This window comes from Pseudoalteromonas sp. Z1A8 (assembly GCF_011378855.1).
Classification (GTDB): domain Bacteria; phylum Pseudomonadota; class Gammaproteobacteria; order Enterobacterales; family Alteromonadaceae; genus Pseudoalteromonas.
The window spans coordinates 1-23666 of record NZ_WTLB01000029.1; the positions used below are offsets into that span (position 1 = coordinate 1).

At 37.5% G+C, this 23666-nt stretch carries 20 protein-coding genes; 7 read left to right on the forward strand and 13 right to left on the reverse strand.

The window, feature by feature from the left end:
- Window positions 1–283: 283 nt before the first annotated feature.
- Window positions 284–1093, reverse strand: coding sequence for a pyruvate, water dikinase regulatory protein (locus tag GQR55_RS12320; RefSeq protein ID WP_166420827.1), 810 nt, complete (start codon window positions 1091–1093; stop codon window positions 284–286).
- Between the two features lie 157 nt (window positions 1094–1250).
- On the opposite strand from GQR55_RS12320, the gene ppsA reads away from it, so the two are divergent.
- Window positions 1251–3626: a phosphoenolpyruvate synthase gene (gene ppsA, locus GQR55_RS12325; RefSeq protein WP_166420828.1), complete on the forward strand. Its 2376-nt coding sequence runs from the start codon at window positions 1251–1253 to the stop codon at window positions 3624–3626.
- A 69-nt stretch (window positions 3627–3695) separates the two neighbouring features.
- On the opposite strand, the gene GQR55_RS12330 is transcribed toward ppsA, so the two are convergent.
- A complete protein-coding gene (locus GQR55_RS12330; protein ID WP_166420829.1) occupies window positions 3696–3905 on the reverse strand; it encodes a PGPGW domain-containing protein in 210 nt (69 codons plus the stop codon).
- Between the two features lie 145 nt (window positions 3906–4050).
- Between GQR55_RS12330 and GQR55_RS12335 the strand changes: the two genes are divergently transcribed.
- Window positions 4051–7098, forward strand: a complete 3048-nt coding sequence (locus tag GQR55_RS12335) for an FAD-binding and (Fe-S)-binding domain-containing protein (RefSeq protein WP_166420830.1) — start codon at window positions 4051–4053, stop codon at window positions 7096–7098.
- Between the two features lie 124 nt (window positions 7099–7222).
- Here the strand turns inward: GQR55_RS12335 and GQR55_RS12340 are convergent, their stop codons facing one another.
- Window positions 7223–8416, reverse strand: coding sequence for a cation:proton antiporter (locus GQR55_RS12340; RefSeq protein ID WP_166420831.1), 1194 nt, complete (start codon window positions 8414–8416; stop codon window positions 7223–7225).
- A complete protein-coding gene (locus tag GQR55_RS12345; RefSeq protein WP_166420832.1) occupies window positions 8416–9627 on the reverse strand; it encodes a tyrosine-type recombinase/integrase in 1212 nt (403 codons plus the stop codon). The genes GQR55_RS12340 and GQR55_RS12345 overlap by 1 nt, the downstream gene beginning before the upstream one ends.
- Window positions 9628–9775: 148 nt before the next feature.
- Here GQR55_RS12345 and GQR55_RS12350 point away from each other — a divergent pair, with 148 nt between their 5' ends.
- Window positions 9776–10339, forward strand: a complete 564-nt coding sequence (locus tag GQR55_RS12350; protein ID WP_166420833.1) for a YSC84-related protein — start codon at window positions 9776–9778, stop codon at window positions 10337–10339.
- Between the two features lie 156 nt (window positions 10340–10495).
- On the opposite strand, the gene GQR55_RS12355 is transcribed toward GQR55_RS12350, so the two are convergent.
- The 5 genes from GQR55_RS12355 to GQR55_RS12375 all read right to left on the reverse strand — a co-directional run bounded on the left by GQR55_RS12355 (window position 10496) and on the right by GQR55_RS12375 (window position 16076).
- Window positions 10496–11389 carry a hypothetical protein gene (locus GQR55_RS12355; protein ID WP_166420834.1) on the reverse strand — a complete coding sequence of 298 codons (894 nt, stop codon included), beginning with the start codon at window positions 11387–11389 and terminating at the stop codon, window positions 10496–10498.
- 38 nt (window positions 11390–11427) lie between these two features.
- Window positions 11428–12444: a patatin-like phospholipase family protein gene (locus GQR55_RS12360; protein ID WP_166420835.1), complete on the reverse strand. Its 1017-nt coding sequence runs from the start codon at window positions 12442–12444 to the stop codon at window positions 11428–11430.
- 137 nt (window positions 12445–12581) lie between these two features.
- On the reverse strand, window positions 12582–13988 hold the full coding sequence (locus GQR55_RS12365) for an alanine/glycine:cation symporter family protein (RefSeq protein ID WP_166420836.1): 1407 nt from the start codon (window positions 13986–13988) through the stop codon (window positions 12582–12584).
- A gap of 106 nt (window positions 13989–14094) precedes the next feature.
- Window positions 14095–15006: an arginine deiminase-related protein gene (locus GQR55_RS12370; RefSeq protein ID WP_166420837.1), complete on the reverse strand. Its 912-nt coding sequence runs from the start codon at window positions 15004–15006 to the stop codon at window positions 14095–14097.
- Window positions 15003–16076, reverse strand: a complete 1074-nt coding sequence (locus GQR55_RS12375) for an ornithine cyclodeaminase (protein WP_166420838.1) — start codon at window positions 16074–16076, stop codon at window positions 15003–15005. The genes GQR55_RS12370 and GQR55_RS12375 overlap by 4 nt, the downstream gene beginning before the upstream one ends.
- Before the next feature lie 171 nt (window positions 16077–16247).
- Between GQR55_RS12375 and GQR55_RS12380 the strand changes: the two genes are divergently transcribed.
- On the forward strand, window positions 16248–16679 hold the full coding sequence (locus tag GQR55_RS12380) for an Lrp/AsnC family transcriptional regulator (protein WP_166420839.1): 432 nt from the start codon (window positions 16248–16250) through the stop codon (window positions 16677–16679).
- 344 nt (window positions 16680–17023) lie between these two features.
- Here the strand turns inward: GQR55_RS12380 and GQR55_RS12385 are convergent, their stop codons facing one another.
- The 4 genes from GQR55_RS12385 to GQR55_RS12400 all read right to left on the reverse strand — a co-directional run bounded on the left by GQR55_RS12385 (window position 17024) and on the right by GQR55_RS12400 (window position 21326).
- On the reverse strand, window positions 17024–17998 hold the full coding sequence (locus tag GQR55_RS12385) for a transposase (protein WP_166420840.1): 975 nt from the start codon (window positions 17996–17998) through the stop codon (window positions 17024–17026).
- A 156-nt stretch (window positions 17999–18154) separates the two neighbouring features.
- On the reverse strand, window positions 18155–19168 hold the full coding sequence (locus tag GQR55_RS12390; protein ID WP_166420841.1) for a patatin family protein: 1014 nt from the start codon (window positions 19166–19168) through the stop codon (window positions 18155–18157).
- A 283-nt stretch (window positions 19169–19451) separates the two neighbouring features.
- Window positions 19452–20441, reverse strand: coding sequence for an LLM class flavin-dependent oxidoreductase (locus GQR55_RS12395; RefSeq protein WP_166420842.1), 990 nt, complete (start codon window positions 20439–20441; stop codon window positions 19452–19454).
- A 141-nt stretch (window positions 20442–20582) separates the two neighbouring features.
- On the reverse strand, window positions 20583–21326 hold the full coding sequence (locus GQR55_RS12400; RefSeq protein ID WP_166420843.1) for a siderophore-interacting protein: 744 nt from the start codon (window positions 21324–21326) through the stop codon (window positions 20583–20585).
- Between the two features lie 135 nt (window positions 21327–21461).
- On the opposite strand from GQR55_RS12400, the gene GQR55_RS12405 reads away from it, so the two are divergent.
- The 3 genes from GQR55_RS12405 to GQR55_RS12415 all read left to right on the forward strand — a co-directional run bounded on the left by GQR55_RS12405 (window position 21462) and on the right by GQR55_RS12415 (window position 23653).
- Window positions 21462–21881, forward strand: a complete 420-nt coding sequence (locus tag GQR55_RS12405; protein WP_166420844.1) for a MarR family transcriptional regulator — start codon at window positions 21462–21464, stop codon at window positions 21879–21881.
- Between the two features lie 81 nt (window positions 21882–21962).
- Complete coding sequence (locus tag GQR55_RS12410; protein ID WP_166420845.1) at window positions 21963–22367, forward strand: S24 family peptidase; 405 nt, start codon at window positions 21963–21965, stop codon at window positions 22365–22367.
- Between the two features lie 26 nt (window positions 22368–22393).
- Window positions 22394–23653 carry a Y-family DNA polymerase gene (locus tag GQR55_RS12415; protein ID WP_166420846.1) on the forward strand — a complete coding sequence of 420 codons (1260 nt, stop codon included), beginning with the start codon at window positions 22394–22396 and terminating at the stop codon, window positions 23651–23653.
- Window positions 23654–23666 lie beyond the last annotated feature (13 nt).

Sequence of the window (23666 nt, forward strand, 5' to 3'; positions counted from 1 at the left end):
AATCAAAAGATGATAAGGGTATTGTGAAGCAACCAAAAGATCGGTCAACCGATCAAAAATACCTTAACTGATCGGTGTTAGCTTAATTGCGGTTTTTTTGTTTTTAATCTAATCGATAATTTATACCAATTCGCTTAATTAAGTGATCTATTTTGAGGCCGGAAAAACGTGTTGATAGCTAGGCAAAAAATTCGCTATTTAGTTGTTCTAAATGAGAATTTTTTAACGCAGGTAGCGACACGTTTAGCCCCGCAGAATGATTAAGTATTATTGCGGATTGGTATTAGTACTTACGTCGCTCTAAGTCAGTCTCTGTCAGGATTTTTGCAGATATCTCTTCTACCGAATGATGCGTAGAGTTAAAGTAAGCAATTTTATGGCGCTTATAAAGCATTTCTACTTCACGCACTTCAATACGACATTGTTTAATAGATGCATATTTAGAATTAGCCATACGTCTATGCCTTATAGCTGCAAGTCTTTCAGGGTCAATCGTAAGCCCAAATAACTTATGTTTATAAGGAACTAAGCACTTAGGTAAACCTTCGTTATCTAAGTCTTCTTCTGTAATAGGATAGTTAGCCGCTTTAATTCCATATTGCAGTGCTAGGTATAAGCTGGTTGGTGTTTTACCACTTCGGCTAACACCAATTAAAATAATGTCAGCCTCAGAAAAGTTTTTAATATTGCCGCCATCATCATTCATAAGTGCATAGTTAACAGCATCGATTCTAAAGTCATAACTTTTTTCATGAATAGAATGCGTACGGTGCATTTTTGGAACTGGGGCTACATTGAGTTCTTTTTCTATTTTTTCGCTGTATGTAGTTAAAAAATCATAGGTAACCGCATCAGCCGATTTTATAATTTCACTCAAACTATGATTTACAAAAGTAAAAAACACGAATGGTTTTTCGCCTGTTCTGGCAGCAGTTGCATTAATTAATGCTTTAATTTCGTGCGCTTTTTCTTCAGTTTCTACAAATGGAATTGTTTTATGATTAAAATCGATAGGAAACAACGACAAAGTTGCATGCCCAAACACCTCTGAAGTTATAGCTGTTCCGTCTGATATATAAAAAGCAGTTCTCATAATTAACCTTTTTATTGCGTTTAAATCCCTAAAATGGGTTTCTCACGGTTTACGTGAGGACTGTTGCCAGTGTAGAATGATGGTGACCTTTATAAAAGGTTTTCTTTCTTAACTCTCACAGTTAGACCTACAATTAGTTTTTTTTGGAGAAAGATCCGTGCAAGAATACGTTCTCTGGTATCAAGAGCTTGGTATGCAAGATGTTCCTCGAGTTGGCGGTAAAAACGCATCACTTGGCGAAATGATTTCAAACCTAGCAAACGCTGGTGTACAAGTACCGGGTGGTTTCGCAACTACCGCAGATGCTTTTAATGAGTTTTTAGATCAATCAGGACTCACAGCAAAAATTCACGACATTCTAGATACACTTGATGTTGATGATGTAAATACACTCGCTAAAGTCGGTGCAGACATCCGCCAATGGATAATCGACACACCATTCCAACCAAACCTAGATCAAGCCATTCGCGACGCATATAGCCAACTCCACGGCGACACTACAGCAGATGTTTCATTCGCAGTACGTTCATCAGCTACCGCTGAAGATATGCCAGATGCATCATTCGCAGGCCAGCAAGAAACTTTCCTAAACGTAGTTGGTATCGATTCAGTAATGGTCGCTATTAAACACGTATTTGCTTCATTATTTAACGACCGTGCAATCTCGTATCGTGTTCACCAAGGTTACGATCACCGTGGTGTAGCGTTATCAGCGGGTATTCAGCGCATGGTACGTTCAGATAAATCAGCATCTGGCGTAATGTTTAGTATTGATACAGAGTCTGGTTTTGAAGACGTTGTATTTATTACATCAAGCTACGGCTTAGGTGAAATGGTTGTACAGGGCGCAGTTAACCCTGATGAGTTTTATGTTCATAAACCAACACTCCTAAAAAACAAACCTTCAGTAGTACGTCGTAACATTGGCTCTAAAGCCATTCAAATGATTTACTCAGAAGACAAAGCACACGGTAAGCAAGTGGACATCGTTGATGTTGCCCCTGAGCTTTCAAATAAATTTTCGATTACAGATGAAGAAGTGCAAGAACTTGCCAAGCAAGCTGTAATCATTGAAAAACATTACGGTCGTCCAATGGACATCGAATGGGCAAAAGACGGTAACGACGGCAAACTATATATAGTTCAAGCTCGTCCAGAAACTGTACGCTCAAACGAAGACTCTAACGTAATGGAACGTTTTCAATTAAATGGTACAAGCAACGTTGTTGTTGAAGGCCGTGCAATTGGTCATAAAATTGGTAGTGGTGTTGTACGTGTTCTTGATTCAATCAAAGAAATGGATCAAGTACAAGTTGGCGACATTTTAGTTACCGATATGACCGACCCTGATTGGGAACCAATCATGAAACGAGCTGCAGCGATTGTTACAAATCGTGGTGGCCGTACATGTCATGCTGCAATCATTGCGCGTGAATTAGGTATTCCAGCAGTAGTTGGTTGTGGTAATGCAACTGATTTAATTAAAGCGGGCCAAGAAGTAACCGTATCGTGCGCCGAAGGCGATACCGGCTTTATTTACGAAGGTATTTTAGGTTTTGAAATACTAACGTCACGCGTTGATAAAATGCCAGAACTACCAATGAAAGTTATGATGAACGTGGGTAACCCCGATCGTGCATTTGACTTTGCACGCTTACCACATGCAGGTGTTGGCCTTGCACGCGTTGAATTTATTATCAACCGTATGATTGGCGTTCATCCAAAAGCGTTATTAAATTTTGATGCTCAAACAGATGCATTAAAAGCTGAAATCACAGACATGATTGCCGGTTACGAATCACCAGTAGAGTTTTACATAACAAAACTGGTTGAAGGTATTTCTACTCTAGGTTGTGCATTTTCACCAGAGCGTGTAATTGTTCGTATGTCTGATTTTAAATCAAACGAATACGCAAACCTAGTTGGCGGGCAGCAATACGAGCCAGAAGAAGAAAACCCAATGATTGGTTTTCGTGGTGCCGCACGTTATATCTCTGAAGACTTCCGCGATTGTTTTGCACTAGAATGTGAAGCTATAAAACGCGTAAGAAACGACATGGATATGGCTAACATAGAAATCATGATCCCATTCGTACGTACCCTTGAAGAAGGCAAACGCGTAATTGAATTACTAGAAGAGCATGGCCTTAAACGCGGCGATAATGGTCTTAAAGTAATCATGATGTGTGAGCTACCTTCAAATGCATTACTTGCAGATGAATTTTTAGAAATGTTTGATGGTTTTTCTATCGGCTCTAACGATTTAACACAGTTAACGCTTGGTCTTGACCGTGATTCTGGTTTAATCGCACATTTATTCGATGAGCGTGACCCTGCAATTAAAAAGCTACTTTCTATGGCAATTAAAACAGCTAAAGCAAAAGGAAAGTACGTAGGTATTTGTGGACAAGGTCCTTCTGATCACGAAGACTTTGCAGCATGGTTAGTAGAGCAGGGTATTGACTCTGTTTCACTAAATCCAGATACAGTAATAGAAACATGGTTATACCTAGCTAAAAAATTAGCGAAGTAATAAATAAGTAAGCTATAAAAATGCCAGCAATGTATTGCTGGCATTTTTTTATACTCAATTAAAAGTAAATTAACGGGCTAATTTTTTATCTAAATAGGCACATGATTTAGTTAACGCCTTTTGACAAAATGATAAGTAATGTCGCGCTTTTGGGTAGTAAAACGAAAAACACAATAAACCCGCTATAAAAAAAATCAACGAAGGGCCAGGTATAACCGCAAAAAATAACCCTAACAAAATAAATAACACACCGATGATCTGTAATAGTAATTTTTTCATATAACACGCCTCGCTAATGGTTAACTTGAGTATAATTTAAGCTGCATTAAAATCGACTAAAAGAGTGTTACAAACTGTAAAATCTTCAATTTCTATTCGCCATCACCATGATATAATTAGTCAAATGCCCTAAAATATCGCCGTCATGATAGCAACAATTACACAGCAAGATGCCGCGACAGAACTTGTCGCAAACTACCTAAATACCATTGCAAACCAAGGTTTTACCGGAGATACCGACGCAAGTTATGCAACGCGTATTACTGCTTCAACCGATAACAGTGTGTATCAGGAAATACCGCAAGGTGTTATTTTTCCAAAAAATGAAAAAGATATTCAGCTCGCATTGCAAACTGCATCTCGCGACCCGTTTTTATCATTAACTTTTGGTCCTCGTGGCGGTGGAACAGGCACTAACGGTCAGTCGTTAACACCTGGTATTGTTGTAGATTTGTCTCGCTATATGCGCGAAATCCTCGAAATAGATGTAGAAGAAGGCTGGGTACGCGTTCAAACCGGCGTAATAAAAGATCAACTTAATGACTTTTTAAAACCTTATGGTTTTTTCTTCTCACCCGATTTATCTACCAGTAACAGGGCAACTATTGGTGGCATGATAAGTACTGACGCTTCAGGGCAAGGTTCGTTAGTTTACGGCAAAACAAGCGACCATGTTTTAGGGTTAACAACTTATTTAGTTGACGGCACACCTATGTGCACTTCACCAATCGACATCGACAAAGCAAAAATTATAGCTGACCAAAACTCACTCATTGGCAATTTATATAAAACAGTTTTAGATATTTCACTTAATGAACGTGAAGCTATTTTAGCTAAGTTTCCACGGTTAAACCGTTTTTTAACTGGGTATGACTTAGAGCATGTGCTAAGTGATGACTTACTTACTTTTGACATGAGCCGACTAATAACGGGTTCTGAAGGGTCATTAGGTATAGTAACTGAAGCTAAATTGAACCTAACGCCTATTGCCGAATTTAAAACACTTATTAATATTAAATACGATAGTTTTGACTCAGCACTTCGCCATTCACCATTTTTAGTAGATGCACGTGCAACATCGGTAGAAACCGTTGATAGCAAAGTTTTAAACTTAGCGCGTGAAGATATCATTTGGAATTTAGTATCGGACTTAATAACCGACGTACCAAATAAAGATATGCAAGGCCTTAACATGGTCGAGTTTAATGCAGTATCAAACGATGATATAAAAGACAAAGTAGACACACTTTGTAAGCTTCTAGATGAATGCGTAGCAAATCAAACTAATGGCGTTATTGGTTATCAGTTAACCAGTGATAAAAGCGATATACTAAAAATTTACGCAATGCGTAAAAAGTCAGTGGGTTTATTAGGTAATGTAAAAGGGAGTCAAAAACCACTCGCTTTTGCGGAAGACACCGCAGTACCACCTGAAAATTTAGCGGATTATATTGTCGAATTTAGAGCATTACTCGACAGCCACAATTTACAATATGGTATGTTTGGTCATGTTGATGCAGGCGTTTTACATGTCCGTCCTGCGCTTGATATGTGCGACCCAGAACAAGAAAAACTACTACGCACAATTTCAGATCAAGTCGTAAAACTAACCGCTAAGTACGGCGGTTTAATGTGGGGCGAACACGGTAAAGGTTATCGAAGTGAATATAGCCCTGAGTTTTTTGGTGAGCATTTATATACTCAACTTCGTAAAATAAAAACTGCTTTCGATCCTAGCAACCGTATTAACCCAGGTAAAATATGCACACCTATTGATAGTGAAGACTCACTAGTGAGTGTGGACGGACAAAAGAGATCGCACTTCGATAAGCAAATATCAATAGACGTTAAAACTAGTTTTAACAATGCAATGACCTGTAATGGTAATGGCATATGTTTTAATTACGACGAAAACTCACCCATGTGCCCATCGTATAAAGTGACTGGCGATCGCCGTAATTCACCAAAAGGGCGAGCAAGTTTAATGCGTGAATGGTTACGCCTGCAAGAGTCAAAAGATGTAGATTTACTCGAAGTAGAAAAGCAGCTTAACAAAGGTGAAGTCATTACCTGGTGGGAACGATTTGTTCATAGCCGCGAAAAACGAAAAGGTATCTACGACTTTTCACACGAAGTAAAAGCATCAATGGATGAATGTTTAGCGTGTAAAGCATGTACAACTGCCTGCCCAATAAAAGTAGATGTGCCTACTTTTCGTTCACGCTTTTTAAATTATTATCATAGTTATTATGCACGCCCACTAAAAGATTACCTTGTTGGCAATATAGAAAATAGCGCGCCATTAATGGCAAAGTTTGCAAAAGTAATAAACCCAATAGTTAAAACATCGCTAGTCAGCAACGTTATTAAAAAAACAGTTGGTTATGTTGATACACCACAGTTAAGTATTCCTGCACTTTCAAAACGTGTTAATAAAGCACAAAAATTTGATTTTGATTTATTAAATAAATTAAATGCAGAACAACAAAGCGAATACGTATTAATAGTACAAGACCCATTTACGAGTTTTTACGAAGCCGAACTAGTAGAAAGTTTTATTACGTTAATAACCCAGCTTGGTAAAAAACCAATGCTATTACCTTTTAAACCAAATGGTAAACCTCAGCACGTAAAAGGTTTTTTGCATGAGTTTAAAGTTACAGCAAAAAATGCCGCAGAGTTTTTAAATAAATTAAATGATATTAATGCGCCATTAGTTGGTTTAGATGCCTCACTGGTTATGTGTTATCGCGATGAATACAATACAATTTTAGAAAATAACCGTGGTAAATTTAATGTGCAACTTGCCCATGAATGGTTAGAGTCGCAATCGTTTACAGGGTTAACTGCGAACCAAAATACAGATACCGAATTTACATTATTAAGTCACTGTACCGAAACAACTGCATTACCGAAAGCTGCAAATGTATGGCAAACAATTTTTAATGATATTGGGTTAACATTAAAAACAACAAATACAGGTTGTTGTGGAATGGCGGGAACTTATGGCCACGAAGCACAAAATCAAGATAACTCACGTGCACTTTACGAAATGAGCTGGAAACCAATTGTAGATAAAAATAAACCAGAGCAACTTTTATCTACTGGCTTTTCGTGTCGTAGCCAAGTTAAACGTTTTGAGAAGTTTAAACCAAAACACCCAATTGAATTACTAGCACACGTTCTTAAATAACTTATTAAATTAGTTCTTAAGAAAAAAAGGCGTAACGATTAACTTCATCTATGATGAAATAATCGTTACGCCTTTTTTAAATCTTTTATTTTAATTATCTAATTTAAATAGCCACTTTAAATAACTATTTTTTAGCAAAGCTGTCAGCAATAGGTTTAGTACTAATGCCATGTATAAATACACTAAATAGAATAGTCGTCATTGCTATAGTCGCAATTTGATATTTATTTTCTATTTGTGTATCTATCACCATCAATGTAAAAACAATAGATGCTAATCCTCTTGGTCCAAACCACGCAAATGTAAAACGCTCTTTAATATTCAACGCTGTAAACTGTAGTGACAACATAACCGGAATTATTCTAATTAATGTTGTGCTCAATAAAGCGTAAATTATTATTTCAGTATTTAATTTAGGAATAACTAAGTAAGCGCAAACAAACCCGAACAAGCACCAAATCATTAGCGATGTAAAGTCGGCAATGTGTTCTGAGTCCTCAATTAATTCTGTTCTTACTTCATCAGTCGAAAATTTATCAAACAATAAACCTGCAACAAACACTGCAATAAAACCACTACCGTGAAAATACTGAGTGATCGAAAAAACAGCCATCGCAAATCCCAGTAATAAAAACGGGCTGGTGTTTTGTGCAAAGTAATGACGTTTCATTGCAAAATTTAAACACGGTATAAAAATAGCGATACTTGTAATTGCTATTAATAAAGCAAGCCCAAGCTCTCGGCCAAATACACTTAATGTTTGCGTAGCTGTAATAGCTGAATCAGGATTTTTAGCGAGTAATATAAATATTAAAAATACAGGTACACATAAACCATCATTCAAACCACTTTCAGTATTTATTCCTTCACGAATTTTTTCGGGCACTTGTGTACTTGCTAATAGCCCTTTGCTTAATGCGGCATCGGTAGGTGTTAAAATAATAGCGAGCAATGCCGCTTGAATAAGTGAAAGCTCAGCAAATAAAAATAAAGCTATGGCAATACCTAGCAATAAAGTTAAGGGCAGGGCAACAAACAATAATAAACTAGGATACTGAAAACTATGCCTTAAAACACTTAACTTTGATTTGGCTGCATCTGAAAATAAAAATATACTCAGCGTGAGTTCTATAAAAGGGAGTAAGAGATCAACGTCTTCTTTTATTTTATGCCCTTCATTGGGTAGCAACATTGCTAAGCATATTCCGCCAATAACAAAAAACATTGGCCCCGTTACTTCTGTTTTTTCTAATTGGCGAAGTGTTAAAGAATAAATTAAAAATAATCCGCCTATAAATGCAATTACTAAGTACTCCATTAAATTTTCCTCTTTAATCCTGATTTAGCTCGCTCTTTTATATTTGTTTGGATATAAATTTGGTCGGTAGTCGCAATTTTAGAATGCCCTAAATCTTCTGATAAATGTTTAAGCGGTCTAGTTTGCGCATCATGTGTGGCACCAGTATGACGAAGCCAATGGGCAGTTGCAGCACCGAGTTGTTCAGCGTCATCTTTAAAACCATCATCAAGTAATGACTGCTGTGCATAATCAAAACTTTGTTGAACTAAACGCCTAATTTGCCTTACGGTCATACCACCTTGCCCGCGAATTTTATGAACCAAAGGATCTGATTCATCAACACGGGGAAGGGCAGGTAAACCTCTGTATAGTCTATAACGTTTTAAATATTCAACAAAATCATCGCTTAAGGTTACATCTCGTAATTTATTTCCCTTACCCATAATACGTAAAAACCAAAAACCATCGTTATCTTGCCAAAAATGAGACATTACTGGTGACCATTGCGGGCGCTCAGATAATTCAGATATTCGTAAATATAAACCTTTTAAACACGCGAGCGTAAATAGATTTCGCTCTAGCTCTGGGTTCTGTTCGCATAAATCGCGCGTTACACCAAAAACATATTCCCACTGTATATCGCTTAACGTATCAGGAATTTGAATTTGAGATTGCACTACTAAGTACGGGCTATTTTTTTTAACTACAGGCACAAAGTTAGCAAAGGTTTTTTCTTCGAGTAGGGCAAACTTATAAAATACATTTAAAGCAGTAAACATAGACGATAAAGTTTGTTGGCTAGCAATAGATTCTTTGAGCATAAAAGGGCGCCAATTTTGGTTTAATCGGCGAATACCTTGCTCATCTTTATATCGCCATTGCACTGAAGTGGCAGCCCAAGTTTTATCGGGTTCGACCATAAAATCAACATAGGCTTCAATATCTTCGCGTTTTAAATCAAATACTGATTTTTTTGCGATTAACCAAGACCATAAATAAAAGCGTTCAAGCTCATTTCGAAAACGACTATAAGTGGCTTCTGATTTTCGGCCATAAACATACAAAAACTGATATAAGAATATCAGATCGGCCTTTGATTCAGTTACAGTCAAGCCAACTTCCTGTATAAAGGATGCAAGTTCTGGGTATTCTGAATTTAGAGTACAGTCATCTAGATGGGCAATTTGATATCTTAATTGTTTTAACGTATCAACCAAAGCAACAAGCATAATGTATAAATATTCAATTAAATAATAGACTTACAGAATAACGTTAAAGTCCGATACTGTCTAGTATTGGACATAGTGAAACTCTAATTATTTTAATATCGTGATTATTCTATGGTTGTTGGTTGCTATATCTTATTAAGGAAAAGTTATGAAAAAACTAATTATACTAAGCGTGCTTGCTTTCACTGTAGCATTAACAGGTTGTGCGACTACAGGCAGTGCATCACCAAGTGAAAAACGTTCTTTGGTTCAAAGTATGAAATCAAATACACTTGATAAATTATACGCAAAAAAGCCTGATGTTAAACAGCAAATTGCTAATTCAGCTGGTTTTGCTGTTTTTGATAACGCTAATGTAAATGTAGTTTTAGCCAGTTTTGGCGGCGGGTACGGTGTTGTTAAAAATAACCTTACTGGTAAATCGACTTACATGAATATGGGTGAAGCCGGTTTAGGCCTTGGTTTAGGCGTTAAAGATTTTAACGTTGTTATGGTTTTTCATACCCAAGCCGCGTTAAATAGATTTATTGAACATGGTTGGGCATTTGGCGGAAATGCAGATGCTGCAGCTAAATATGGTGATAAAGGTGGCGCTGTAGTTGCCGAAGATATTGCAGATCAAGTTACTGTATATTCTGTAACCGAAAATGGCCTTGCGCTACAAGCAGTATTAAAAGGTACTAAGTTTTGGGTAGATTCAGAGCTTAATTAACCCCTAAATTACTCTCCTAAAAGCGAGCTGGTTTGTATAATCACGCTCGCTTTATTAAAACCCAGCCAATTTAACATAACGTAATTTATGGGTTGTTATATCGCTTTATTTTCCATGTCATCCGTATCAATTGTATTTTAAACAAAATATAAAATGTTATTTTATATTTTCGATAATTCGATTTACAAATATTCCATGGCTGCTACTTAAGTCGTTCAAGTGATCTGTAATATCTTTGACCTCGAAATGAGATAAACCTACATCTATTTTTGTTATTTTATTAATAATATCTAGGCATTTAGTTATTAGCCAATCATTGTTATTACTAGTATTTAACTTATTATCCTCATTGCATAATTTAGAGAGCTTAATCGCTTGTGCTATAGTATTACGTTTAACGTCTAAGATTTCACTAATTTTGAGATTGATAAATTCGATATCTATTTTTGCGGATCGAACTTTATTGTTAGTATACTCTTCAAGTTTGTCACTTTCAGTTTTGATACTTTCATTATTGACTAATATCTTTTTATTCAATTCTTCATACTTAGCTTTGGTTGAGTCATTAACCTCCAATAGCCTTTCAGTAATTAATTTATTAAATTCATTATTCTTATTTTTTATCTCATGTATTTCATTTTTAATTATTTCAATATTTTGCAAATGATGTTCTTCAATTATTTTATTTATTGTTAAGATCTCGTTTTCTATTTTATTGTTTAACATTGTTTCAAAGTTGTTCTTTTCATCATCAAATCTTCTATTTGCAGAATAAAGATTTATCCCTAGGAAGACTAATAAAAATGTTGCTGAAAACCCTAATGCCCAGTAGTAAGAATTCCTAAGGTCGCTGGAAGAACTTTTTAGTATTTTATTTTGTTCTTCTAATTTGATTATTTTTATCTTTAAATCACTACTTATATTTTCACTAACTTTTTCATCAATATTTCTACTATGAATGCTAGGAGCTTTATACTCTTTCTCTCTCTGTTCAGCTCCTATAGAAGTGAAAGATAAAAAAATACAAATAATTACAGTCAATCGTTTCATTTATTTTCCTTTTTATAAATAATTTTTCGTTTAAGTATTTACTTTAAATAGTTATCAAATGCCTCTGCTAATTTCTCAGTTTCACTAAAAACGGTATTCCAATATTTAATTCGCGTATCGGCATCGAGATCGGTAAAGTCGGTTCTGTCTGGAATTTTTCCGTAAGGTAGGCTTGCTACAAATTCTTTTGATGGGGTGATCATCACTACATTATCGTAATTGAGAGGTGACACTTTGCGTTTTAAATTTTTATCGAACCACCCTGCTTTTGGCTCTGAATTAAAATGAGGATATAAAATAAGTCCTGGGTTATTAATTTTTAAATCAAAGTGGTAATCAATAATTCCGCCGTCGCGATATATTCCAGGTGGTGAGCCTGCAATATTTTTTATGCCTTGCATAACAAGTGGTATAGAACCCGATGCAAGTAATGCATCTTTTAAGTTTGTTTGTGTGAGTGCTATGTTTTGTGTTTTAAAATTGTAGCTGTCGGTAATTAATAAGTCACTTGTTGCTGGGCCAAATATAAAACGCTCATATTGCGAGCCTAATAATTTTCGGTTAACGCGGTTGAGCATGTAACTTTTTGATAAACCCAGTAGCTGTATTAATTTATTTTCGCTGGCAATAAATCCATTTGATTTAGCCACTATAAAATGCGCTTTAAATACGGGGTTATTTATAATTTCGTTTACGCCGTTATCGCCAAAAACATCTTCAAGTAATGCGCGCGCTTTTATTGTGATTTCACTTGGTGTTGGTTTGTTGCTTGAGTATCGGGTTTGCGAATACGATTTTGCTAAGCGCTCAATGGCAGCAACGGGATCGTTTTGTGCAAAACATGCAGAGCGAAAAGCGCCAGCAGATGAGCCAATTAAATTAAGTGGCTTAATTCTGTTTTTAAAAAACTCACCAAAAATGTATTTATCTAAACCAAATAACGTAAACCATTTAGGCCCACCACTTGCGCCTAAAAATGAGGTGAAAAGCTCTGGTTTAAAACCCTGTTCGTTTATTATTTTTGCTGCGGTTTTACCTGCGTGAATCTCGATCATCTAAAAAATTGTGCCTTTAGTATTGGTTATTTTAGGTATTTACCTAAAACTAAAAGTGAATAATTATTCAAAACAAAAGCGGCTTTATGTTGCCATAAAACCGCTTTTTATCGTTAAAAGTGCTTATAGTACGTTAATCAGTCCCAAATACCGTCTTCGCATTTGCCCTGTACTTTTACATCTTTTACTTTAAATTCTGGCTCTAAACCTTTGTCTCTTTGTGCGTGGTAATCACTGGTAACAGACAAAATAGTCGGCGTTAACAGTATAATAGCTATAACGTTAACCACTGTCATTAGCCCTAAGGCAATATCGGCTAAATCCCACACTTCTTTTAACGTGGCTGATGCGCCCCACAGCATCATTGATAAATAAAGCAAAGTGTAAATGCCGCGCCCTACTTTGTTATCGAGCTTAAAGAGGTGCAAGTTACTCTCTGCATAGGCGTAATTTGCAACCACTGATGTAAAAGCAAATAGTGTAATAGCAGCTGCTACAAAGTAAACACCACCTTGTGCTAAATGAGCAGTCATCGCGCTTTGTGTTAAACGAATACCTTCCATTTCGCCGCTAATGTCTATATCGGCTAATAAAATGATCACTGCGGTACAGCTACATAGCACTATTGTATCGAAAAATACACCTAGCATTTGTATGTAACCTTGCGTTACAGGGTGATTAGGAATTGGGCTGGCACTTGCTGATGCGTGCGGCACACTACCCGCGCCCGCCTCATTAGAATATAAACCACGTTGAATACCGTTTTTAATAGCTGCGCCCATTGCACCGGCGCCTGCTTCTTGTAAACCAAACGCTGATAAAAATATATCTTTAAGCATGGCAGGTACTTGCGTGAAATTTATAATCGTAATAATAACGGCGGCAAGTACAAACACAACGCCCATTATTGGCACAACACGCTCGGCGAATCGGGCAATTGCTTTAAAGCCGCCCAATATAATTGAGCCCGCAAGTACTGTAATAACCAAGCCTGAGTAAAAGGTTGGTACTTCAAACGCGTAGTTTAGCGCGTCTGTAATTGTGTTGGTTTGCATGGCGCTAAAGGTAAAGCCGTAACCTAAAAACAAACATGCAGCGAACACAATGGCAAATGCGCGACTGCCTAAACCTTGTTGAATATAATACGCGGGGCCGCCTCTAAAATCGCCGCTGCTATCACGCACTTTGTATACTTGCCCAAGTACGCTTTCGGCAAAGCCTGTTGCCATGCCGAGTATGGCTATTACCCACATCCAAAATATTGCGCCGCTACCGCCAAGCGAAATTGCTACCGCTACTCCGGCTAAATTACCGGTACCTACACGGGCGCAAAGCCCTGTACACAATGCTTGGAATGATGAAATATCGTCTTTTTTACATTTGCTACTGCCTTTTAATAGGCTAAACATATGTTTAAATTTAAGTATTTGAATTGCTTTTAAGCGTACTGAAAACCATATTCCTGCAAATAGGAGTATGTAAATAAGGACTTGCCCCTCTCCCCATAAAAGGTTGTTTACGCTTTTGACGACGGTATCGAACATTGCTAATTCCTTCTTATATTTTTTATATTAGGCCTGTTGCGGTATAGCGGTATTTACTTTTAACTAAATGCAAATAAGGCAGCTTAGGCTGCCTTAAAACTATACATTATTTAGTTTGCAAATGAACTCCTGCAATCATGCATCTAACCGAGCCGCCTGCCGACTCAATAGTGGGTATAGGTAAAGGCACAAGCTTAGCCGTTTTTTGTATGGCTTTAATTTGTGCGGCTGTAAGCGCATTAAATGCAGTTTGCGACAAGGCTAAAATACGGTCATTTTTACCTTGTAACTCAATGGCATTTCCACAAAAGTGATTAATTTGATCGTGTGTTAAATCAATAACTTCGTGATGGCTTTTCAAAAAGTGACTGGCTAACTGTGCACGTTGACTACTTGGCACCATATTTAAACTGATCATGGCAAACTCGGTGGCCACACACATTAAAACGTTAGTATGATAAACAGCTGTGCTTTGCTCGTCATATGCGTTAAACACCACGGGTGTTAGTTTTAATTGCTCGCATATTGTATTAACTACTGATGCGTTAGTGCGTTTTGATTCTACCGCGTAAGCCAGTTTATATTGATGATCGATAACCAGTGAACCAGTGCCTTCTAAAAATGCATTTTCTTTCGATAAAAATGAATAATCAGTCACAGAAGACACTTTATAGTGATCCGTTAAAAAATCAATAATATCTTTTCGATATTCTAACCGTCTGTTTTCTACAAACATTGGGTAGATTATTAATTGGCCACTTTGATGAGTTGAAAACCAATTATTAGGAAAAACAGAATCGGGCGTATGTGTGTGTTCGTCTTCAAATAAATGAACAGTAATCCCTTCGTTTTTTAATAATTGCACTGCATTTGTGACTTCTTTATATGCTTGCTCACTTTGGTTATGCGCTAAACACTCACTTTGAAATGCGTTGTCGAGCATAGTTTGCGGGTTAGACTTAAAGTGATGCGGGCGCACCATAACAACAGCACTCGGCGCTTGATTTACGTGGCTCATGCTAGTTGCTCATGTGCTGATGTTTGATCTGTATTAAGTACCGAAAACAAATTACGCGGATCGGCTTGCTGGGTAATTAAGTCAAGCAATGTAAATTCGCCGCTTTTAATGAGTTGATCGCGTATAAATACAAGCGCAGTAAAGTCTTCGCTTGCAAAACCTACACCATCAAAAATAGTTAACTCGTCTTGGCTAGTACGCCCAAGCGATTGCTTATTAACAACTTTATGAAACTCAGTAACTGCAAAGCTTTCGCTCATTTGTTGAATTTCGCCCTCTATTCTGGTTTGTGGCTCGTACTCTACAAATACATTAGCGCGCTCAAGTAATTTAGAATCTAACTCTGTTTTACCAGGGCAGTCGCCACCTATGGCATTAATGTGCACACCTTTTGGGATCATGTCATTTGTTAAAATGGTGGCATTGGTTTTATCGGCGGTGCAGGTTGTAATAATGTGCGCACCTTGCACAGCTTCCTGCGCGCTATTACAAATAGTTACGTTTAATCCGCAGGCACTTAAATTAGTAAATGCTTTTTTAGACGCGTTTGCATCTATATCGTATAAACGAATATGTGTAATGCCCAATACCGCTTTAAATGCCAGCGCTTGGAACTCAGACTGCGCACCATTACCTATTAATGTAAGTGTTGTTGCGTGTTTTGGTGCTAAATATTTAGCCACCAGCGCCGATGTAGCGGCTGTACGCAGCGCTGTTAGTAGGCACATTTCGCTGATCATTACCGGGTAACCACTATCTACATCAGCCAAAATGCCAAATGCAGCCACAGTTTGCAGATCTCGAAACGTATTTTTTGGGTGACCGTTTACATATTTACAGCTAAACATTTGACCATCGCTCACGGGCATTAATTCTATTACCCCCTCCGGTGAATGAGCGGCATAGCGAGGTGATTTATCAAACTCTTTCCAACGTGCAAAGTCGGCTTCTAACTTATGAGTAAGCTGTTGTAACACATTTTCAATACCCAATTTATTTATAAGCTTAGCCATTGCCCCAACGCTAACAAATGGAACACCTTGTTTTGGCTGTGCTATAAAATGACTCATGTAAAAACCTCTGTAATAAATGTATTAATTAATTTAAAACAAGTTTAGCGAGGCTACATGCTATTTAATATGGCAATTAATTACACAAATAGTGTTGTTTTTTATCATTTTGCTAGGCAGTAATATACAAATTTAGTATTTTAATAAGTAATATAACCCTAGGCCTATTTTATGACTCCTTATATTTACGACTCACTCGACAATGCATTAATAGCTGAATTACGTAAAGACGGACGCGCGTCTATTTCAGCCCTTGCCAATACATTAAAAGTTTCGCGCGGGACAATACAAAATAGACTCGACCGATTAGTAAGCTCAGGCGCTATTTTAGGGTTTACCGTAAGAGTGCATGAACACATAGAAACCGAAGCTGTTCGTGCAATTATGATGGTTGAAGTAGTGGGTAAATCGACCTCTCAAGTTATTAAAACTATGCGAGGTATACCCGAACTAACAAAGCTGCACACCACTAATGGCGCATGGGATTTGGTAGCAGAAATACAAGCCGCAAATTTAAGCGAGTTTGATGGAGTACTTAGGCAAGTAAGGGAAATAGACGGTATTTTAAATAGCGAAACAAGCATATTACTTTCATCAACTTAATCTTTTATTTATATTTGAAGTGATTCTAAGAAGTTTTAAGGAATTTAAGTGATAAGGAATTTAAGTGACACCCACTTATATATTGTCTAACTGAGCTTAAGTGCCCTTAACATAGCTAAATATATTTTTACTTTAGATAATATTTGAATGACACCCATTTAAAATTACCAGTAAGTTAATTTTTCTTTTGTATTTAACACGACCAATTACTCTTTTATTGGTAATTATTGCTTTAAATTTTATTTATCTGTCGTAAATAACATTATTTTTTTGGTCAGCTAAATAGCAGACAAGCTAAAGCCATCAAACCGATTGATTTAAATTTACGACATTTGAGTGTTAGATTAAGCGATTAGTACTTGGCTATTTTTAATGTTAGGTCGTCGTTTGAAGTGTTGATTATTGCAGTAAGTTTCTATATTTTCAGCTTTACCAACAGCACCATGAAATACCTTAGTAAACCGAGTTGTAAGTTTAAGCCAGTTTTTTTCAGTTATGTTTAATGCTTTTAAAATAGGCATTGTGTTTTGATTTATGTAACCTGGCTTATCTAATCTTATGCATTTTCCTGTTTGCTCAACAAGTTGTAAGTAGTTTTTAAAATTAAAGGGCAAACCTTTACTTATCTTTTGTGACAATTGCCCTACAAACTTAGCCAATACTTTAGGTTGTCGACCAGTTTTAGCATACTCAATACGCTTTTTAATACTTGTGAATGATGATGTTTGAATTGTATCTGCTACTTTCGCTCTAATAGGGTTTAAGTCAACGTATGCCATACATGCCAATAATGCTGGCTCATCTAACAAAGCTTGTGATTTAAAGCGCCCCTCCCAAAATCGGCCTGTGCAGTCATCTTCTTTATTTGCTTGTCTTGCTATATTTTCGTTTAGTGAGCGCATAAACCAGCTTATATCTTTTAAGCGCTCTCTAAATTTAGCAATAGTATGTTTTAAAAGTGTTTTTTCAACGTTACTTAGCTGCTCACCTTCTAAGTAACGCTTTGATATATAGGTTCTTTTGAATGCTTTATGCCATCTAATACATATGGCTTTATCTGTAAGCCTATTTGCTTTTTTATCATCTATATAAAGTACTAAATGTGTATGATTACTCATCACCGCGTAAGCACAAACATCAATACAAAATACCTTCGCCAAAAATAATAAACGCTCCTCCACCCAATCTCTACGATGCTCATAGCTTTTGCCTGTTTGCGTATCAATTCCGCATAAGTAAGCTCGTCTCACACACCGAGAAATACAGTGATAGTAACGAGTATTAGAAAGGCTTATTTGTCTTTTTCGTGCAGTAGCCACAGGTATATTACTCACTTTAAAATTTTATAAAGTGTAGCTTAGTATGATTAACATACAAATTTAGATGGGTGTCATTTAAAATATTTTTTAAATAAATGCATAAACAGGTGCTACAACATTCGCTGTAGCACCTGTTTTTACTTTTATATCATTAGCTTAGTTGTAGCGGTACTCGCTTACTGCGTAGTCGTGTGTACTATTACTCGCATTTAGGCTTTGTTGTACTAAATAACTTCTGCCCGCTTCAAGGCCTAATTTATGATCAAAGCGTAAATCGTTATTAGAACTACCTAATAATTTACTGTGTAGTTTTTCGTTTGCAAAAATTTGGATTATTTCTACATCATCAGGTGGGTTTGCAATAAACTCAAGTTCATCTAAATACGCTTGCTCGTGCTGTAGTAAATAGTCTAGCGTTTTTGGGCAGTAACCAGATACTATTGCAAGCGATTTCAACTTTTGAACCCAAGCAGATTGAGCTTGAAAATTAGCATCAACTGTTCTTATTACCACAATTTTACGTGCACCTCGGTTATAAGCTTCACGTACTGGGAGTGGTGCTGCTAAACCGCCATCAAGATAAAAATCAGCTTGTGTTTGCTCTTCAACTAAGTGGGTTTCGCTCGCTGCTTTTGCACTTGACCATGGTGTTAATTTTACACCCTCTTTGTACAAAAATGGCAGTGCGCTTGATGCTTTTAAAAGATCGCGCCATTGATTATCTTCACCTGTTGGTGATAAGTAATATGGCTTTCTGTCTCGCGCATTAGTCGCTGTAATAAGTAGCTCACGTTCGCCTAAACTTGTTTTTGCTGTTTTAAAGTCTATCGCTCTTTTTACTTCAGTGGTTTTGTCAAAGTACCAATCTAGGTCAACTATGTGTTTACCCATTAACCCTCTACCAAGCTGAAAAAAACGTTTATTGCGAGAAAGCCCTCTTATTAAGCGTTTAGCATAGCCTTTTTGGCGCGCTAAATAGCTAGTCAGGTTTTGTGAACCTGCAGAAGTGCCGATAAATAAATCAAATGGGTCGTAGCTTTGCTCCAACCATGCATCCAGTACACCGGCTGTGAATATCCCTCGCTGCCCGCCACCTTCAGCAATCAGAGCAACTTTTGGCTGCGCTGTTTGATTAACTGAATTAGCTGTTGCGATATTTAAAGAATTCACGGTGTACCTACCTTTAATTTAATGATGTTTGGTTTAATACCTACATTATAAAAAATAAAAGCAACATCTTAAAATAGATTATTTAAATCAGTTCGATTGAAAAAATAGAACGGTATGTAAAGCAAAATATATACTAAAAATAGTAATCAAATTTACTTTGAATATTTAAATAACAAATACAGACATCACTTAAAGTTAATAAAATGAGTTAAAAAAGTTTAACTTTTGATGATGTCTGTATGTTAACAAGCCCAGAGTGTACGCTTGCTTAACTAACTATATTTTAGTGCTTTATTTCCATTAAAATTTCGAGTGCACGATGACGTTTTTCACTATCAAATACATCGTTGGTAAATATAAACTCATCAACTTCTAGCTGCTTCGCTATCATCTCTAACTTGTGTTTAATACTTACATGCCCGCCTACTACGCTTAGGCTTAAAAAGTTTTCAACATGCGCGCGCTCTTGTTCGCTCCATAATCCGTCCATACTTTCAACAGGTGGTTTTAACCACAGCTCGTTACCGCGTATGAGTTCGAGCACACGTTGTTTAGAAGTAGTCGACAAATACTGAGCTTCTTCGTCGGTATCTGCTGCAACTAAAGGCAGTGCAAGCATGACGTATGGCTTATCAAGGTCGCTTGATGCTTTAAATTCGCGCTTATACAACGCTATTGCGTCGTGCACAAAGCGCGGTGCAAAATGCCCTGCAAATACATACGGTAAGCCTTTTTGCGCTGCAAGTTGCGCGCTAAATAAACTCGAGCCTAATAACCAAATAGGAACGTTTGTGTTCTCACCCGGTATCGCGCGTATTGGGTGCGTACCGTTGTATGGGCCCAATAACGTTTGCAGCTCAGTTACTTCTCCCGGGAAGTTTTCAGCACGGCTCATATCGCTATTTAGTGCACGACTAGTTACTTGGTCACTGCCGGGGGCTCGTCCTAGTCCTAAATCTATTCGCCCAGGGTATAAGCTCTCTAGCGTACCAAATTGTTCAGCAACAACTAATGGTGAGTGGTTTGGTAGCATTATTCCGCCAGAGCCAACACGAATACGTTTAGTATTTCCCGCTATGTGGCCAACCAAAATTGAAGTAGCGGCACAAATAATACCTGGCATATTATGATGCTCAGCAAGCCAAAAGCGATTAAAGCTAAGCTCATCTGCTCGCTGTGCGTATTTAGTACTTTTATGAAGAGTGTTGGCAACACTGTCCCCTTTGATCATGGGGGCAAGTTCGAGTAACGAAAAAGGAATGGAAGTTAACAAAATAGCAGCTCCTAAAAAGGCATACTAATAATGGGTTTCATCATTAGCATAAAACACTTAAATGGGTCTGCTATTAAGTCAATTCAAGTTACGTAGTGGTATTAGAGCAAAATAAGCCTATGTTATTTTGCTCTAAGGTATTCAGGCAAGCTGTGCATCACGTTGACGCTGCTTTTTATAGCCTTCTGAGTCTACACCTTTTTTCCAATAACCTGAGGATACAATATTACCGCGCGGTATATTAAGTTGCTCAGTTAGCAAGGTTTTTACTGTACGTACAAGGCCTGCTTCCAATGCCATAAACACAATAGGTGGCTGCTCTGTAATGTGCAAATTTTTAAGTGTACTTAGCATTGCTGTATCGGCATTATTGGTAATTACCCAGTTTATATCGCGATTTGTTTCTAAATCTATAATGTCTTGCTCAGTAGGGGCATGTACAAAAGCATCAATTTTTGCAGCTTCAGGTAACTGCTGCACATAGCCTTTTATAGCATTTACTGAGGTTAAATCGCCCAGCAATATATAATGAGGGTGCGCGTAATTATCTAACTTTTTAGGGCCTGGTCCTGCAATACCTAGCGCATCGCCTACTTTTGCAATTTTAGCCCAATCGGTTGCCGGGCCTTGGTGCATATTTATAACAAAATCAAGCGTTAGTGCGCCGGTTTGCGCATCCACATGCCTTATTGTGTATGATCGCATACACGCTGTTTTTAAGTTAAAATCTACTTCACCATTTTTTGGGAACAGTACTTTTACATAATTACCAATGTGCGCGGAGGTTATATCTGAAAAATCGTCTGAGCCTACAACAATGCGCTGTAAGTGCGGTGTAATTTGCTCAGTGCTTAATACTGTTGCTTTGCGAACTTGTTTACCCATTTTAAATCACCTCGTTTACAAAACTTAGGTTTAAATAATTAACTGCTATAAAAGCAATCATTGCACAACGCCCCATTGGTTGATAAAATCAACTATAGCAATTTAATTGACTTTGTCAACCATATTGAGAGTTCTATGAATACACCTTTATCAAATACCTTGTTTGAACTAATGCAAAATTACCGTGTAACAATTCGCGAAGCTATAAATGCAGGCGAACTGGGTATTAATGCTATGCACGTACGCTGCATACATATTATCGCGAACATAAATAACTGCACGGCTAACGATATTGTTACTAAAACGCAGCGCGACAAAGCACAAATAGCACGGCTAATTAAAGATCTTATTGGCTTAGACCTTATTGATAAACAAGCAAGTGAGCACGATAAGCGCTGTTTTATTTTGTCGCTTACAGAGGAAGGTAAAGTTCTTTTTGATAAGCTATTAGCCTCAGAGCAAAAAATAAATAATCAAATGTGTAAAAATTTAAACCCTCAGCAAATCAAAGACTTTTTAAATACCGCACAACAAATGATCAAAAATATGGATTGATCCGCTATTCATTACTTGGCATAACTTACACCAAACGCATATACTGTACACTTATACAGCATATGCGTTTTAGGTTGTGTTATGTTTGTCATTCCCATTTATATAGAAGCTGGCGTGTGTGGTTTTGAATCCCCCGCAGCGCAGTACACCGAGCTAGGTGTATCTCTTGATGAGCTATTAATAAAGCACCCAGATGCCACGTTTATTGGTATCGCGTCGGGGTCCTCTATGCAAGAGGTCGGAATTTTTCAAGGTGACTTATTAGTTATCGACCGTGCAGAGCCTGCCGAAAACGGTGATGTTATTGTTGCGAACTTAAATGGCCTTTTTGTATGCAAACTGCTTGATAAAACCAATGCGCGGCTACTTTCTGCGTCTTCTTTACATAAGCCTGTACAACTAACCTCTGCAGATGAGTTTCAGCTAGAAGGCGTAGTAACGTTATCAATAAGAATGCACAGGCAAAGCCCTGACTTACTTAAATGAAACTTGCTCAAATGAGAGTTACTTAAATGTACGCCTTAGTTGATGCTGTGTCATTTTATGCCAGTGCCGAAAAAGTATTCGACCCGGCTATTCGCTCCAAGCCTGTGGTTGTACTTACCAATAACGATGGCTGTGTATGTGCTATTTGCCCTATTGCTCGGCGCTTAAATATTCCTAAATTTGGCCCATACTTTAAAGTTAAGCATTTACTTGAGCAAAACAACGTAGTTATTCGATCTAGCAATTACGAGCTTTACGCTGATTTAAGCGACAAGATGATGAATGTTATTGGCCGCTTTTGCGATACACAACACATATACAGTATTGATGAATCCTTTTTGCACTTTAACGGCTACACACCACTGATTAAGGATTGGCATGAGTACGGCCATGTTATAAGGCGTACAGTATGGCGAGAAACAAAGTTGCCCGTAGGCGTAGGCTTTGGCCCTACCCCAACGTTAGCAAAAGCTGCTAATCACGCTGCTAAAAAACTCAGTGGTTTTAATGGTGTAGCCGTAATAAATAACGAGCAAACGCGCCAAGCTATTTTACAAAGAATGAGCTGCGAAGATGTGTGGGGAATAGGCCGTCGATTAGCTAAAAAACTTAAAATAATGAATATAAACACAGCATGGGAGCTTGCTCAGCAAAATCCTAAAACTATGCGCCGTGCATTTAGTGTGGTGGTTGAGCGCACGGTAAGCGAGCTTAACGGCGTAACGTGTTTAAATTGGGACGATGTACGACAAGATAAGCGCGAGATATTTTCGACCCGTAGCTTTGGTGAACGAATATGTGAGCCAACCGCGCTTAAAACAGCTTTAATTAACCATGTAACTACAGTGGCTAATAAACTACGCGCCCAGCGTTCACTCACTCACCAGCTTTATATTTTTGCAGCCAGCGGCGCGCACGAAAACAGATATTATAAAAAGTCATTTGTTTATAAATTTGCCAGCCCTACTAACGACACCTGCGTGATGGCAAATGCTGTATCTGAGGTATTTAATCAAATTTATCAACCGGGAGTTCGGTTTTATAAGTGTGGTGTGGGCGCGGTGGAGTTAACGTCGGTGCAGTTTCAGCAAAGTGACTTATTTAGTAAAAGCCCTGATAACCCAAAGCTTATGCAATGCCTAGACACAATCAATAATCGCTATGGAAAAGGGATGCTAAGCCTTGCTAGCAGTAAGTTAAATGACCGGTGGCACATGAACCGTGATTTTTTGTCGCCGCAGTACACCACGCGTTGGCGTGATATCCCTAAAATATACTGCGAATAATTACATGTTACTA